Below are 15,934 nucleotides of genomic sequence, written 5' to 3' on the forward strand. Positions count from 1 at the left end.
GACTCGATTATCGTTTAATTGCCATTTGCTGTTGTGACTGTTTTCCTTCCGAATCAATAGTTCTCACGAAATAAGAACCTGTAGGTAAATCCTGAACTCCAAGCAGATAAGTGCCAACATCTTGGCCGGTATCCATATTTAAAGATTGAATTAGTTTTCCTGTAATATCATATATATAGATTTTCTTTAAGCTAGTAGGTTTATCAAAAGAAACCGTAATACTCTCAGAAGCAGGATTTGGAAAAATACTCATATCAACTTCAGCCGTTTTAGAGGTTGATGTAGGTTGAACTACATTAAACTTAACTGTAAGGGACTGCCCTGCTTCACCGGTAGCACTACCCAAAGTATATGGTGTAGCTTTTAGAGTATAAGATCCTAAAGTAAATGTTGTTGGTATGAACTCACCATCAAAATCTCCATAAAGTGCATAAGGAGCATTTGTCTCTACCCATGTTCTATTTATAGTACCGGTCAATTCAAATTTTACGCTTCCAACCGTACCTGGATTAGTATTTGCCCTAATGTTTACATCCTCCATTTCTGATGAATTTATACTCATATTAGTTTGTATATCAAATAAATCAAGTTGATCAATCGCATTTATTAGAGAAAAGCTTATAACAGCTTCAACATCTGTAAGATCTATCGCCGTAACGCCGATACCTTTGGTAGACGTTGCTCCGTCATCATCGGTCAATGTTAGCGTCACGTTGTAATCGCCACCTGTGGAATAGGTATGTGAAGGATTCGCATCCGATGATGTCGCCCCATCCCCGAAGTCCCATCCGTACATGGCAATGCTGCCATCGGTATCCATGGACCCCGTACTTGTAAAGTTCAACTTGTAAGGTACCGTACCATCCGAACTGCCCGACAATACGACCACTGGGGGCACATTTGCAGGCGGACCGCTTACGATCGAGAAATTGACCGTTTCGCTCGTTCCAGAGGTAGTCGTAGCGACCAAGGTATAGTTACCTACCGGGAAGACCTTCCCTTGGATGTCAACACCGATATCGCCGAAAAGGGAGTAAGGAGCCGAAGGACCTTCGGTCTTCGTCTGGCTCAAAGGACCGCTCAACCTGAACGTGACACTACCTGGAGCAAGGTCCGCATTGTAGATGATGCCCAAAGGGGTCTCGCCGATATCGGACTTGCTTATCTGAAGGCCATCGGTCAATGTGTACAATGGACTGTCGTCCTCAGCATTCAAAATGAACAGTGCCGCGTTATCGCTTGGGGCATTGACCTTGATGTTCACGTTTGCCGTATCCTTTGCCCCTTCATCATCGGTAACCGTAAGAACACTTATAAAATTGCCCTCCACCGTATAGGTATGCGTAGGGTTGGCTTGGTTCGACGTTGATCCATCTCCAAAATCCCATTCGTACAAGGTTATGTCGCCATCGGAATCATCAGATCCCGAACTTGAGAAACTGACCGTGAACGGTACAGTACCACTATTAGACAAAGCGCTTGCAACAGCGTTAGGGGCCTGATTGACCGTTGGATCCACCGCCGTAACGCCGATACCTTTGGTAGACGTTGCTCCGTCATCATCGGTCAATGTTAGCGTCACGTTGTAATCGCCACCCGTGGAATAGGTATGTGAAGGATTCGCATCCGATGATGTCGCCCCATCCCCGAAGTCCCATCCGTACATGGCAATGCTGCCATCGGTATCCATGGACCCCGTACTTGTAAAGTTCAACTTGTAAGGTACCGTACCATCCGAACTGCCCGACAATACGACCACTGGGGGCACATTTGCAGGCGGACCGCTTACGATCGAGAAATTGACCGTTTCGCTCGTTCCAGAGGTAGTCGTAGCGACCAAGGTATAGTTACCTACCGGGAAGACCTTCCCTTGGATGTCAACACCGATATCGCCGAAAAGGGAGTAAGGAGCCGAAGGACCTTCGGTCTTCGTCTGGCTCAAAGGACCGCTCAACCTGAACGTGACACTACCTGGAGCAAGGTCCGCATTGTAGATGATGCCCAAAGGGGTCTCGCCGATATCGGACTTGCTTATCTGAAGGCCATCGGTCAATGTGTACAATGGACTGTCGTCCTCAGCATTCAAAATGAACAGTGCCGCGTTATCGCTTGGGGCATTTATTACTTTAATCGATTTAGTAGTACTATTTGTACAACCACTACTATCTGTAAAGGTGTACATAATATTATAGATACCGACCCCAACTGAAGGATCAAAAGTATTATTATTCACCCCTATTCCCGAATATTCACCACCTTCGGGACTACCTCCCACTAAATCAAAAGGATTATCTGTAGTAAAAACATCATCAAAAGTCTCTAATGTGACGTTTGGAAGTTCTGGACTATTCAACGTAATGGACAAGTTTTCAAAACATCCGTTAGTATCGGTTACGATTACATTATATGTTCCCGATCCTAATCCATCAGCAGTAGAACTGTTTAAATTATTATCATGACCCCAATCATAAACAAGAGAACCATTAAAACCAGTAGTACTTAAAACTATGCTACCATCATTTGTATTACACCCTGTCGGGTTTAAAATATTTTCAATATTCACATCAAAATCAATACACAAAGGATCTTGATCAATAAATTGAAAACTAAGTGACTGGGATTCACCCTGACTACCAGTTAATCCACTATTTGAATAAGCTGTAGCAGTAATAATATAGGCTCCTATTGGGAATAGTTCCCCTTCATAATTTCCGGTTTGTGCATTATCCCCATAAAGTGAATAAGGCAAAACACTTTCTGTTTGTATTCTGCTTTTAGTTCCACTAAGTGATAATTGTACACTACCAACATCTGAAGAAGTACTTACACGTATAGCTAAATTTGTATTAATATAATTAGCTGCATTAATCAATTCGCCGTTAGTCAATATCATAATATCTTGATCCGTATCGGCATTTACCAAGGTAAATGTATTTATCGTAAGAGTTTCATCTTGTTCTTCATCAACAATAACTGTTATTGTCCATATTCTTTGTGTACCATCTTCAGCCGTAACGGTAAAATTAACAGGAGAAGAGAAATCTAATACCTCCCCTAAATTTGGATTTACACTAGCATTGGCAGAGATTCCGAAATTAGGTTGTAAAGAAGTTACATCTGTTCCGGCTACAACCTGAACTTTTATAGTTCCTGTCGAATAATCAATTATTTCAGGTTCAGATTGTTCTTGAAAAGTAAAATACTCAATATTGTTTTCTGAAGAGCCTGTAAAATTAACCGTTACAGTTTGTACACAAGAAATAAAATTACTTGCTTCATCAACAGCTTTCCATTCAATTTGAGTAATCCCTACAGGATATGCATCATTTATATTTAACCCGTCGTTACGAGTACTGGTTAGGACTACATTTTGCCCTGAACATGCATCTAGAACTACTGGTTCTACAATCTCAACAACAATTGGGCTTCCATTTAAACTATTGACAATGATATTTGGAGAACAATCTAGGTTTGGAGCTATTTCATCTATTACAGTAATTGTTTGAATACATGGTTCCGATCTATTACCTGACCCATCAATTGCGGTCCATGTAACTGAAGTTTCACCTAGACCATACGGTTCTGTTAATAAGAGTCCATCACTTCGAAAAACTTCATAAGTTATTTCATCACTAAAATCAGCAGCTGAAGCTTCTATTAAATCTAAATATACCCCACAAATTTCCGAATTTGTAGAAGTTACTATTTCTACAGGACATGTAATAATTGGAGCAGTGCTATCAACTACAGTTACAGTCTGAGTCACTTCCGTTGCTACATTACCCGAGGTATCGGACACGTTATAAGTGATATTATAATTTCCAATTATATTAATATCAACTACGTCACCCCCAATGACAATTTCACTGGTTAAATCGCCATCAACCTCATCAAATGCGCTGGCTCCCAAATTACTATATATGGACCCAAGCTCTACGATTAAGGGGTCTTCATCTAATAAAGTGATTATTGGAGCAGTATCATCAGGTAATGATATCGTGAAATTTACAATATCCTTAGCTTCGATGTTTGTAAATTCAGCATGGGTTGGATCAGCGACTACAACAACAATTGTATTGTCGCCTTCAATAATACCATCACCAGAATTTAAATCCCAATATTCTTGTCCAATTTGCGATGCGGTCGAAATTCGTGTAGAAGAATCGATGTTATTCAAATCCTCTGGATTTACGAATATATGATAGTGCTCTGTCAAATTATACAAAACATTGGTACCTGACCATTCTAATCTTACATTAGTAGAATTTAGCATTTCATTCTCTAATGGTAAATCAATTAATACCTCAGGTCCTGAAACTTGAATTTCAATTTCAGAACTATTGGTTGCAGAATTGCTATCTTCAACAGTAGCGGTTAAAGTTTGAATTCCAGGTGTTACGAATTGGCCCGTAATATTTGAGCCTATTCCGTTTAACGGTGAAGTTATAAATCTAGAATCTCCTGAACTCCAATTAATAATATCTGATATATCTCCATCTTCCGAATCTATAGCCGTTCCTATTAGATTAACATCCATGCCTCGAACAACCGTCGAATTTTCTGAAGGTGAATCAATCGTAACAATAGGATCGGTATTTTCAAGCTCTGATACAAAGCAAATACTAAACCCTTTAATAGAGGGGTTTTGGGTACCTTTGATGAAATCTATATTCAAGGTACCATCAGTTACTTCAACAGTAAACGTTTCAACTTTGGCAATATTAAATCCTCCTGCAGCAATTGAGGGTCTGTAGTCATCTAAAACTATAGCGTTTTCAATTTCAACATCAAAAACCCTAGGATCATTACTCTCACCTGTCCAGTTTTCGTTGAACAATAAATTAACTTCATAAACGCCGTTAGCGGGAAATTCCCAATTCATTAAAGTACCTCCTTCTATATGTCTTTCAGTTTGAAAAACAGCATCAGGATACCCAGTGTCATTAGATACCAGTGCTACATTTGAACCATAAGTCTTATCTACAACTCCTTTATAATAACTTGATGGGATACCTATTTCTGCTGAACCACCAGCTGCATCAGCTGATTGATCCGCTTCAAAATCACCTCCGTTTAATGAGTTTATTGGACCACCTGCATTTATACGATATGCCACATTGCATGAAGCAATAGGCGATTGTGAAAAAATAAAATTCTTAATATTTATACCTGCACTAAAATCTAAACGAATAGATTGTAATCCGCTATTCGTGAAATTTACCGATGTAAAATATGATACATACGTTTGCCATGCAGATTTAGATACAGTCACATTTCCGATAACCGAATAGCTTTCATTGTTTTCTTCAGAAATACTTAATGTTGTAGTCCCATTATTACCTTTAGCAGCTAGAATTTCGACATCATAAATTCCGGGGGAGGGTACATTGATTAAAAATTCAATGTAATCACCAGCGTCAATATAACCTACATTTTGTGCAGCATTATCTTCTATAGCTACTGTAAAAGGAGGTACTGGTGCGGTATCAGAAACTCCTTTATACCACGGTAAGGGATTACTAAAAGTTTTGGCTAATATATTACCAGGGATGGGCTGGGCAATATCAATTGAAAAATTTTGCACAACCGGTAAATTAACTCCATCATTTGTTGTAATTTCCGCTAAGTATGACCTACCATCTCCTGGTGATGTATTCCAGTTTAAGGTATAACTACCATTTCCATTATCAATGAATGTATATCTACTTTCAGCTACAGCGGTATTAGGTGCAAATGGATTATTTGAACCACCACTACTCTTATCATAAATAACAATATCCGTATTGAAAACATCATTATCATCGCTAACTACAATATTTGCATCAATAGAAGCGCCCTCAATTACCTCGATATCATTGACAGATGCAATAGTGGGTGGTAAATCAGAACCTGATGGGAAAATAGTAATTGTAAACTCTGCGGTTACCGGAGAACTATTTCCATCTGAAATAATGGCATTTACTTTATAGTCCCCTGATTCATCAGCTAAGGGAGTCCCAATCAATTGATTATTAGTAGGATCATAACTTATTGAAGATGGTAAATTATACAATGTAACCACTAAATTATCATCATCTTGAATATTAAGAATTTGAGACAAATTATCACCTACTTCAAATTGAAGGTCCGATAAATAAGCGACAGGGTGTATATTAGTATTTGATGTTTTAGTAACACATAAACCAGAAATTTTCCCATTATCCACAGTAGCTGGACCAACTTGTACATTTAAACTTCCATCTTCAACTAAAACAAAATACGTTCTAACAATTGCAGTATTATTAGTTGATATACCATCTTTTATAGGATCTAATAAATCATACTTGTCCAAAATAATATTATCTTCAAGTATTACATCGAATACTCTTGTGCCCGCCGTTGTTTGATATACCTCCGCAAAATATAAATCAACTTGATAATATCCATTCGTAACAGGTATTTCGTATACCACGGGAGGGTTTCCTGTCTTTCCTCCATAAATTTCATTTTTAAAAAGTAATAGTTCATCAGGTGACGATGTACCTGTTATTTGATTAACATTGCTACTATATGGAGTTCCTCCAGATTGCAGAAATCCACTGTCCGAAGGAGCCTGAATGGCTGAATCACCTATAAAATCACGCCCAAAAGCTGTTAAATTTTCATTACCACAACCAATGCATAATTGGAAATCTGTATTCTCTATAAAAGTCGCGTTTATCGAAGAATTGGACTGAACATTAACAAATTCATATGTATTTACAGGTCCAACAGAAATCCCATTAACCACTACATCTTCAATTTCATAACCAGGATCAGGTAATATCGTGAATAGAATATTATCTCCTTGATTTACATTAGTACTGGAAGGAGATATATTACCATTAGCACCCGGATCAGTTGTTATGGCAAATGTGTTTATGACATCTTGTGAAACAATTATGGTACGTTCTACCTGTTCTGCTTGATTATTTGAAGCATCAACAACATTATATGTAACCGTATATTCTCCCTCAATATTGGTATCAATTAAATCTCCACCGATAATAATACTTGAACTAATATCACCATCTATATCATCATTTGCAGTAGCACCTTGTTCTATATATGAATCACCAACAAGTAAATTTATTACCTCTTCCCCTATTAAAGTAATGACAGGAGGTGTATTATCTACGATATCTATATTAATTGTGGACCCAGTTGCATCCGATAAAATATTTATGCCGTTAAATGTTGCTTTTGAAGGAAGACCAGAGAATTCCAGTTCTGTTGAACCTGTTGTCAAAGCTTCAAATTCAATTTCTATAAGATCAAAATTAGTATTGGGAAAGGAAGTAAATGTACCTGCAGCATAATCTATAACTCCAATCAAATTATCAAATCCAGCTCCAATAATGGGAACAGGTAATGGATTTATATCAGGTAAACTTAAGTTGGTAACCGCGAGCATAGTGGGGTCAAAACTCATGTGAATTTCAGCAGCATCAACATTTTGTTCTGTAGTCAACTCCACTGTAATAACAAAACTTTCATTTGGGGCAGCTGAAACTGAAGATGGACTTGTTGTTATATTTACTTGAGCAAACAGTGTTGAACTGAAAAAAAACAGTAAAACATTAAAGGAGAACATCTTATAAATTGAGTTAAAAAACCCTTTGAACTTTTTATTATAAAGAACATCTAAGAGATTAGGTAAAATTCTTTGCATAACTGTGGAGTATTAAAATTGAATATTGATGATTGAGCGATAATGAAATGATCTTAGAAAATCTGAAAGTCTATAAAATGAAGAAGCCACAAAAGACATATAAAGTTTTTTGATATAAACTTTTAAACTAAAAAAAGTAATAGGAAAATTATAATTACTATTAACTAGTACGAATAATCCTAGTGAGTAAAGTTTGGTCATTATAATAGGTTTGGTTAATTAAAAACCAAAGCACTATTAGGTCAATTTATTAGCGTAAGTGGGGTACGTAATAAATACCTTTTTTGAAGGGGGAAATATTAACTTTAAAGTATAATATCTCAAAAAATATATCTGAAACAAGAATATGTATTAAATTTTAAATAGTAGATGAAACGAAATAATTTTACGATTAAAGTACCGTTTAATCGTTAAAGTACCTAAATGAGGAAATTGAAATTAGTTGATTATTGTACTAATAGGATTGAATTGCACTGTTTGAAATACTTAAAATCCTGCCCTATTAGGTTTAAATTTTTTTGGAAAAATTTTCTAAATGTTAAGACTACATTACATGCTTCCCCTCCACCCCATCAAAAAAAGCGTGATACTGTTTAAAATCAGCTTCTTTATCCTCTGTGGGTGTCATCGGACCTGAAAGTTTTATCTCTTTCTTACCATAATCAAAAGCAACTAAAACGATAGGCACATTTGCGGTTTTGGCTATATAATAAAAACCTGTTTTCCATTTTTCAACTTTTTTTCGGGTGCCTTCCGGAGATAGTGCCAATCTAAATTTTTGCCGTTCACTAAATATATGTGCTGTTGCCTTCACAGTATCACTATTTTTAGTGCGATCAATTGGCGCACCACCTGTCCACCTAAAAAACCAACCGAAAGGAGCTTTAAACAGACTCTTCTTTCCTACATAGTTTATCTCTTCTTGTAAAACCGCTCGTATCAACAACCCCAATAAAAAATCCCACCAACTGGTGTGTGGCACTACGATGGCGACAAACTTATCTAAATGTGATGGAAAAACTCCGTTTAGCTTCCACCCCAATAATTTAAAATAAATAAACTTTGCTATTTGCTGCATACTATTTGGGTAATGACCTGCCTATTTGGCAAAGCCTCATATTATAATGTAAGAGGTAATTTAAATGAGACTATATCTTTTGATAAATAGTCTTAAGCTTTTCTGGGGTGATAATAGTTTTCCACTGCTCTCCTAGGGCATTTTCCCAAAGTGGCGCCATACCCAATGCAACGGTAACCATTGTATTCATTTCCGAGTCAGTCAATTTAGAACAAATTCCTTTTGGCAATACTATATTATGCTTTTCCAACATTGCATTGAACAACTGTACTCCTTCAGGATAAAACTCTTCTAAATATTGAAAAACCAAGCAATTTCCTATTCCGTGCTTTACCCCTAAAACATAACCTAGACCATAACTCATGGCATGTGCAACACCTACTTGGGAATAAGCTATACTCATACCACCGTGCCACGATGCCATCATTAATTTTTCTCTACTATCGGATGCTTCGATATCTTTTAAAAACACTTCTTTGCAAAGTTCTAAAGACTTTTCGCCATAGCTTTTACTAAATGCATTTAAAAAAGTACCATTAAGTGATTCTATACAATGAATAAAGCAATCCATCCCCGTATAAAACCATTGCTCCTTAGGCACACCAACGGTTAAATCCGGATCTAGAATTACTTGATCAAAAGTGGTGTAATCTGAATTGATTCCCAACTTCTTTTCGGGGCCCATTAAAACCGTAGTTCTTGAAACTTCAGCTCCTGTACCGCTAATAGTGGGAATACCTACATGATAGATTGATTGCTTATTCACCAAATCCCACCCTTGATAATCTGATGCACTCCCTTTATTAGTGAGCATGATCGCTACAGCCTTTGCCAAATCCAAAAGTGTACCGCCCCCAATACCTATAATACCGGAAGGAAGCTCTGTAAACTTTTCCTTAATCATAGACACCAAGGCATCTACTTGCTCTGTTTTTGGTTCATCATTGGCTGAAATAAGAATAATTTGATCACAAAATATACTAGGTATTCTATTGATCAATTCTGTATTTTCAAAAACATCATCAACCAAATATATCATTGGTGCTTCAGAATGTTTTCTCTTTGGCATCAAAATATCTCCAAGAGTATCAAAACTACCCACACCATAGACCACTCTAGGTACCATAGGAAAATTACGGAATTCTTGTGATGCTTTGGTCGGTATATTGCTCTTTGCCATCTGTTTGTTCACCTGCATTTTCATTAAACGTATTTCAGTACTTCGGTCAAAGTAGACATTGTCATATAACCATTATTATCTACAACCTCCGTTACTTCTTCATGCTGCCATGTGGTATGAAAAGGTATATGAACCGCTCTTGCTCCAATATTCACTAGTGGTAATACGTCTGACTTTAAAGAGTTACCGATCATTAAAAACTCGTCCGGTTCTATTTGTAAGTGCTCTAATAAATCACTGTAGTTTTTCTCTTTCTTATCACTTAACACTTCTACATGGTGAAAATATTCTGATAAACCTGACCGCTCCAATTTACGCTCTTGATCCAAGAGATCACCTTTGGTCAGTACAATTAAACGATATTTGTCCTTTAAACTTTGAAGTACTTCTTCCACCCCCTCTAATAATTCAACGGGTTGTGTTATCATTTCTTTACCTAAATCTAAAAGTGCACTTACCGTTTTAGGAGCAACTTGATTATTTGAAAGCTCCAACGCACATTCGATCATAGAAAGTACAAATCCTTTTATGCCATAACCATAAAGGTCCAAATTTTTAATCTCAGTTCTAAAAAGCTCTTGATCTATTTTATTCTTAGTTTCATACTTCTCTAAAAGATCGGCAAATTTATCTTCAGTATCCCTAAAATAAGTTTCATTTACCCATAGGGTATCATCTGCATCAAATCCAATTACATTAATTCCATCAAAATTTATTTCCATGCCTTCTGCGCTTTCTTTAAGTCTTCAGGTGTATCTATTTCTATGCCCTGAACATTGGTTTCTACCATTTTTATTTTTTTACCATATTCCAAATAACGTATAGCCTCAATTTTTTCGGTAGCCTCTAATTGCAGCATTGGCAGTCGTTGGAAATCCATCAAAGCACTTTTTCTAAAAGCGTAAATACCTTTGTGCTTATAATAGACAGTATCCTTGTTTTTTGCTCTTGGATAAGGTATTGGCGATCTTGAAAAATAGAGTGCAAAATCCCTATTATCTACGATTACCTTTACCGTATTTGGGTTAATAATTTCCTCTTCATCTGTGATTTTAACCATTAACGATGCTAAGTCAATTTCTTTATGCACGTCATCTTCAAATACCTGCATTACACCTTCAAGACTTTCACGATCTGTAAATGGTTCATCGCCTTGTACATTTACAATAATATCAACGTCCATTTGCATTACTGCCTCGGCAATACGATCGCTGCCACAATCATGTTCCTTAACACTCATAATAGCCAAACCACCTTCCCTTAAAATGGTATCATAAATAACCTGGCTATCGGTAACCACATAAACTTCATCAAAAAGCTTTGTATGTACTGCAGCTTGGTAAGTTCTTAAAATGACCGGTTTGCCAGCCAAATCCTGCATTAATTTTGCAGGAAATCTCGATGCCGCATATCGGGCAGGAATCATTGCTATTTTCTTCAACTAAATATATTTTAAGTATTAGCCTTTGGTCGTAATTTTCTGTAAATCCTAAAAATGATCACTAATATGATAATGACCAAAACGGCTGCTAATATAGGTGCAAATATCGAGGCAACGGACACTACTGCGGCTGTACTTGTTTCAACGGTAGTAATTACCGGGTTGGCCAGACCCCCGGTGGTAGCCGTGGATGCCAATCTGCCCGTGGCACCAGCACCCTTAATTGCTGTTGCGGTACCACCGCCTGCAATAATTGCCAATGACCACGTTATTACGGGATCTAGATCAGCCACTGTAGATACCATTACGGCAGTACCCGCTATTGCTGCCAATGGTACGGCTATACTATCCAGTAAATTATCGAACCAAGGAATAAAGTAGGCGAAAATTTCAAGTAAAGTTGCCACGCCCAATGTCAATACTGCAATTAGACTACCTATCCATTGCCAATTATCATTTAGTTCCCATACTCCAAAATAAGATGCCAAACTTAATGCAAACAATGGTAAAAACACCCTAAACCCAACAGATGCTGCTAATCCTACCCCTAAAAAAATGCTTAAAATCGTATCGGTTGCCATGTTGATCTCACTATGGAAAAGACTCCTTTTCCGTGTCCATAAATACTAAAATAATCTTTTCTTAATCAAGAAAAAAATCATCTTTAAAACCTATAAGGTACAATTTATTCTTTGCTCTGGTTACCGCTGTATATAACCATCTTAAATATTCCTTATCAATACCATTTGGCAAATAAGGTTGTTCTACAAATACAGTATTCCATTGCCCACCTTGAGATTTATGGCATGTAATAGCGTATGAGAATTTAACCTGTAAACCGTTAAAGTATTTATTATTCTTTACCCCTAAAAATTTCTTATACTTTGAAGTTTCATGGGCAAAATCCTTCATTACTTCTTGATAAAGCCTATTGCCGTCTTCATAGGATAGTGAAGGAGATTCCGCTGTTATAGTATCTAACAACAATACCGTTTCAAATGGCGCCATGTTGGGGTAATCTACCATTTTCACCTTTACTTCGGCAAATTTGAAAGTATAAATTTCTTTGATATCGAATATTTCCAGTATTTCAATAATATCTCCATTAGCTATAAATCCAGCTTCAGAGCTTGGCTTTAACCAATAGTAATTATTTTTTACCACCATCATAAAATCACCAACGGCAATATCATTCTCTAGATAAAGAATACGTTCGCGTATATTCTGATTGTATAAGTTTGCTCGCTTATTTGACCTAACTATAAATGCAGTTTCCTCTTTTCCGTTCTCCGCATACGAACTATCTATGGCTTCCTGTATTTCATTGCCATCTATTAATCTTACAATATCTGTAAAGGGGTCTACATCAAATTTAAAATCTTCAAAAAAATCGCTTTGCAGTTGTTCTCGCAATAACGTAGCGTTCGCCAATATACCAGAATCTCCCGCTTGTCTTACCACTTCGCTTAGTTCTAACCTAACGACTTCCTTATTATAATTTAAGGAAAGTTTATTACCATCTAACGCCGGACTCAACACCAAATGAACTGGTGGTAATTGTGCCGTATCACCTATTAGCAACAACTTGCACTTATGTCCTGAATAAACGAACATCATTAAGTCATCTAAAAGGGAACCGTTTTCAAATAACTTTGAATCTGCAGCGGTATCGGGAATCATTGAAGCCTCATCGACTATAAACAAAGTATCTCTATGTTTATTAGGTGCCAACACAAATTGCACTCCACCACCACTTTGCTTTTTCGGGAAATATATTTTTCTGTGAATGGTAAATGCCTGCGTATTCGAATAGTTGGACATCACTTTTGCAGCCCTACCAGTAGGAGCCATCAACACAGCTTTCTTTTGAACTTTCCACAAACTATTGACCAAAGTGCCAATTAAAGTAGTTTTTCCGGTACCGGCATAGCCTTTTAATAAAAAAACTTCATCTTTAACTGTTGACAGGGTGAATTCTGCCAATTTTTGCAAAGCCACTGATTGTGTGGCAGTTGGTGAATGAGGAAATTTGTTTTCTAGTATAGTATAGAAAGAAGCGGGTGTTATTGGTTTCATGAGCCCCCAAAGATAAAGATGATTTTTAGGCTAAAAACTTTTACCATTAAAAAAAAATTGTAGATTTGTGAAGACCACTAAATAAAAATAACACATACGAAATGAAGACCGTAATACAAATTGTACTTTGGATTGGATGTATCGCTTTAGGATACTTTATTTACAACTCCATTACCGGACCAATCAAATTTAAAGAGGTAAAAGAAGAGCGTTTTGCACAAGTTATTGCTAAGCTAAAGGATATTAGAAATTCTCAAGAGGCTTACAAAACTGTTAATGGCAAGTATGCAAATGATTTCAATAGTCTTATTCGTTTTATCGATACCGGTAAATATGTAATTACACAGCAAAGAGATTCTTCATTTATGGAGTTCGATAAAGCTTACGGTATTGACATGTTAAGAGAGGTAAAAATTATTGATACATTAGGTTTTGTTTCTGTAAAAGATTCTCTTTTTAAAGCAGATACCAGATATAAAAGCTTAATGGAAGTACCTACAGCTGCAAACGGAGAAAAATTTACAATGAAATCTGCCTTTATAGAAAAGAGTGGCTATAAAGCCCCTGTTTTTGAAGCTAAAGTTGACAAAGAAGTAGTACTATACGATCAGCCCAAAGATTTATTGGCTCGTGAAAAAGCCGCATTAAGTGTAGAAGAGGTTAATGGAGCGTCTATTAAAGTAGGTTCTCTTGAAGATGTTAGCACAACTGGTAACTGGCCTGCTATTTATGACAAAAAAGAGAAGAAATAATAGCTTAAATATAGCGGATAAAAATTTTAAGAAATTGTCCATTCAGGTTAGCTTGAATGGACTTTCTTTTTGTGTGGCAGATACTGTTTCGCAAAAATTATTGCTTTCTGATAGGGTCGATTTTGCATTTGAAAAAAACCCTATGGAAGCAAAGGATGAACTGCATAAATTATTTCTGAAACATGATATAGAAAATATGCAGTTTGACGAGGTGGTTACAGTTCATAGAAACACCCTCTTTGGTTTAGTTCCTAAATCATTGTTCAATGCCGATAATTTATACGAGTACTTAAAGTTCAACACCAAAATTTTGGCAAATGATATTTTGGCATATGACGAAGTTGAAAATCATGATCTAGTAATTGTATATGTGCCTTACGTAAATATCAACAATTATATTTATGATCTTTTCGGTGAATTCCACTATATGCATAATGGCACGGTACTACTACAATCTTTAATGAACAACCAAACACAAAACCAAGAAACTACATGCTTTGTACATGTTAGCAAAGACCAGCTGGACATTACGGTTTTGAACCAACGTAAATTAATGCTTTACAACAGCTTTAAATACGACACCAAAGAAGATTTTGCCTATTACTTGTTATTTGTTTTAGAACAGCTGGAGTTAGACCCTAAAACAGCAATTGTAAAACTTTTTGGAGATATTGAAGAAGATGATGCAATTTTTAAATTATGTTACAATTATATACAACATATTAGCATTTTCGCTCCCTCAACCCAACAATTAATAAAACTTGGAGAACCATCTTCAAGTTCTATAGACTTCACGCTCATTAATACTATATAATGCGAATAATTTCAGGAAAGCACAAAGGTCGTAACTTAATAGCCCCTAAAAAATTACCTGTAAGACCTACCAAAGACATGGCCAAAGAAAGCCTGTTCAATATTTTGAACAATTCTTACTACTTTCCTGATTTGAAGGTTTTAGATCTTTTTACCGGTACCGGAAACATCAGTTACGAGTTTTCATCTAGAGGCGTAGATGATGTACTTGCCGTTGATGCCCATGGTGGTTGTATAGATTTTATAGACAAGACGGTTTCCCTATTAGATATGAACATTAGAACTTTAAAGAGCGATGTCTTTAGTTTTTTACAGCGAAATACCGAAAAATTCGATATCATCTTTGCCGATCCATTTTACGATATGGAATTTACCGATTTTGAAAAATTACCTCAGTTGGTCTTTGAAAACGACCTTTTATTAGAAGATGGTGTTTTAATTATTGAACACTCTAACCGCACCAGCTTAGCAGAATTACCTTTCTACAAAAACTCACGAAAATATGGTGGTAGTGTTTTTAGTTTTTTTGAAAAATAACAAAATAAAAAAGCAGACCATAAGCCGGATTCTGTATCCTAAAAATCATTAGAACTCCTTATCATTTATCTAGGTAAAGGGTTACCCCAGTACTCTAACCGCCTACCCTTCGGCTTGGGCGTGCAGCCCTTAAACACCGATTTACATGACGTTTCACCGTATAGAGTTTACCTGGTTTCACTACAGCCTAACTGTACTTGCTTTCTGTTGCACTTGTCCTCGCTTTTCAACGGACGGGCGTTACCCGCTATACTGCACTATGGTGTCCGGACTTTCCTCTCCCAATTTCTTGGCAGCGATAAGGCGGTCTGCTTTGCGCAAATGTACTGCAATTGTTGATAACTAAAGATGATCTGTAACCTTAATT

The 15,934-nt window shown here is 36.6% G+C and carries 10 protein-coding genes and 1 other RNA gene; 3 read left to right on the top strand and 8 right to left on the bottom strand.

The features are described from left to right. Positions 1–7: 7 nt before the first annotated feature. The 7 genes from YQ22_RS02475 to YQ22_RS02505 form a co-directional block, all read right to left on the bottom strand. Positions 8–7,690 (bottom strand): PKD domain-containing protein, encoded by a 7,683-nt coding sequence (locus YQ22_RS02475; RefSeq protein WP_071339947.1) that lies wholly within the window; start codon positions 7,688–7,690, stop codon positions 8–10. Between the two features lie 544 nt (positions 7,691–8,234). After that, a complete protein-coding gene (locus YQ22_RS02480; RefSeq protein ID WP_071339948.1) occupies positions 8,235–8,768 on the bottom strand; it encodes a 1-acyl-sn-glycerol-3-phosphate acyltransferase in 534 nt (177 codons plus the stop codon). Between the two features lie 70 nt (positions 8,769–8,838). Further along, positions 8,839–9,948 (bottom strand): iron-containing alcohol dehydrogenase family protein, encoded by a 1,110-nt coding sequence (locus YQ22_RS02485; RefSeq protein ID WP_071342480.1) that lies wholly within the window; start codon positions 9,946–9,948, stop codon positions 8,839–8,841. A 23-nt stretch (positions 9,949–9,971) separates the two neighbouring features. After that, positions 9,972–10,670: an HAD family hydrolase gene (locus YQ22_RS02490; protein WP_071339949.1), complete on the bottom strand. Its 699-nt coding sequence runs from the start codon at positions 10,668–10,670 to the stop codon at positions 9,972–9,974. Continuing rightward, positions 10,661–11,374, bottom strand: a complete 714-nt coding sequence (gene kdsB / locus YQ22_RS02495) for a 3-deoxy-manno-octulosonate cytidylyltransferase (protein WP_198033532.1) — start codon at positions 11,372–11,374, stop codon at positions 10,661–10,663. Before kdsB ends, YQ22_RS02490 begins: the two co-directional genes overlap by 10 nt. Before the next feature lie 26 nt (positions 11,375–11,400). Continuing rightward, positions 11,401–11,970: a DUF4126 domain-containing protein gene (locus tag YQ22_RS02500; protein WP_071339951.1), complete on the bottom strand. Its 570-nt coding sequence runs from the start codon at positions 11,968–11,970 to the stop codon at positions 11,401–11,403. Positions 11,971–12,031: 61 nt separating this feature from the next. Further along, positions 12,032–13,465: an ATP-dependent DNA helicase gene (locus YQ22_RS02505; RefSeq protein WP_058105786.1), complete on the bottom strand. Its 1,434-nt coding sequence runs from the start codon at positions 13,463–13,465 to the stop codon at positions 12,032–12,034. A 101-nt stretch (positions 13,466–13,566) separates the two neighbouring features. Between YQ22_RS02505 and YQ22_RS02510 the strand changes: the two genes are divergently transcribed. From YQ22_RS02510 to YQ22_RS02520, 3 genes are read left to right on the top strand one after another with little or no spacing between them, the layout of a single operon-like run. After that, positions 13,567–14,217, top strand: coding sequence for a hypothetical protein (locus YQ22_RS02510; protein WP_071339952.1), 651 nt, complete (start codon positions 13,567–13,569; stop codon positions 14,215–14,217). Next, positions 14,195–15,031, top strand: coding sequence for a DUF3822 family protein (locus YQ22_RS02515; protein WP_071339953.1), 837 nt, complete (start codon positions 14,195–14,197; stop codon positions 15,029–15,031). Before YQ22_RS02510 ends, YQ22_RS02515 begins: the two co-directional genes overlap by 23 nt. After that, positions 15,031–15,567 (top strand): RsmD family RNA methyltransferase, encoded by a 537-nt coding sequence (locus YQ22_RS02520; RefSeq protein WP_058105783.1) that lies wholly within the window; start codon positions 15,031–15,033, stop codon positions 15,565–15,567. Before YQ22_RS02515 ends, YQ22_RS02520 begins: the two co-directional genes overlap by 1 nt. Before the next feature lie 5 nt (positions 15,568–15,572). Here YQ22_RS02520 and rnpB read toward each other — a convergent pair. Next, positions 15,573–15,882, bottom strand: an RNA gene (gene rnpB, locus YQ22_RS02525) — RNase P RNA component class A. Positions 15,883–15,934: the final 52 nt, after the last annotated feature.

The organism is Maribacter sp. 1_2014MBL_MicDiv (assembly GCF_001865655.1).
GTDB lineage: Bacteria > Bacteroidota > Bacteroidia > Flavobacteriales > Flavobacteriaceae > Maribacter > Maribacter dokdonensis.

Bases quoted from the DNA above. Each gene is read 5' to 3' on its own strand.
- YQ22_RS02475 (WP_071339947.1), bottom strand. From the start codon at position 7,690: ATGCAAAGAATTTTACCTAATCTCTTAGATGTTCTTTATAATAAAAAG.
- YQ22_RS02480 (WP_071339948.1), bottom strand. From the start codon at position 8,768: ATGCAGCAAATAGCAAAGTTTATTTATTTTAAATTATTGGGGTGGAAG.
- YQ22_RS02485 (WP_071342480.1), bottom strand. From the start codon at position 9,948: ATGGCAAAGAGCAATATACCGACCAAAGCATCACAAGAATTCCGTAAT.
- YQ22_RS02490 (WP_071339949.1), bottom strand. From the start codon at position 10,670: ATGGAAATAAATTTTGATGGAATTAATGTAATTGGATTTGATGCAGAT.
- kdsB (WP_198033532.1), bottom strand. From the start codon at position 11,374: ATGATTCCTGCCCGATATGCGGCATCGAGATTTCCTGCAAAATTAATG.
- YQ22_RS02500 (WP_071339951.1), bottom strand. From the start codon at position 11,970: ATGGCAACCGATACGATTTTAAGCATTTTTTTAGGGGTAGGATTAGCA.
- YQ22_RS02505 (WP_058105786.1), bottom strand. From the start codon at position 13,465: ATGAAACCAATAACACCCGCTTCTTTCTATACTATACTAGAAAACAAA.
- YQ22_RS02510 (WP_071339952.1), top strand. From the start codon at position 13,567: ATGAAGACCGTAATACAAATTGTACTTTGGATTGGATGTATCGCTTTA.
- YQ22_RS02515 (WP_071339953.1), top strand. From the start codon at position 14,195: ATGACAAAAAAGAGAAGAAATAATAGCTTAAATATAGCGGATAAAAAT.
- YQ22_RS02520 (WP_058105783.1), top strand. From the start codon at position 15,031: ATGCGAATAATTTCAGGAAAGCACAAAGGTCGTAACTTAATAGCCCCT.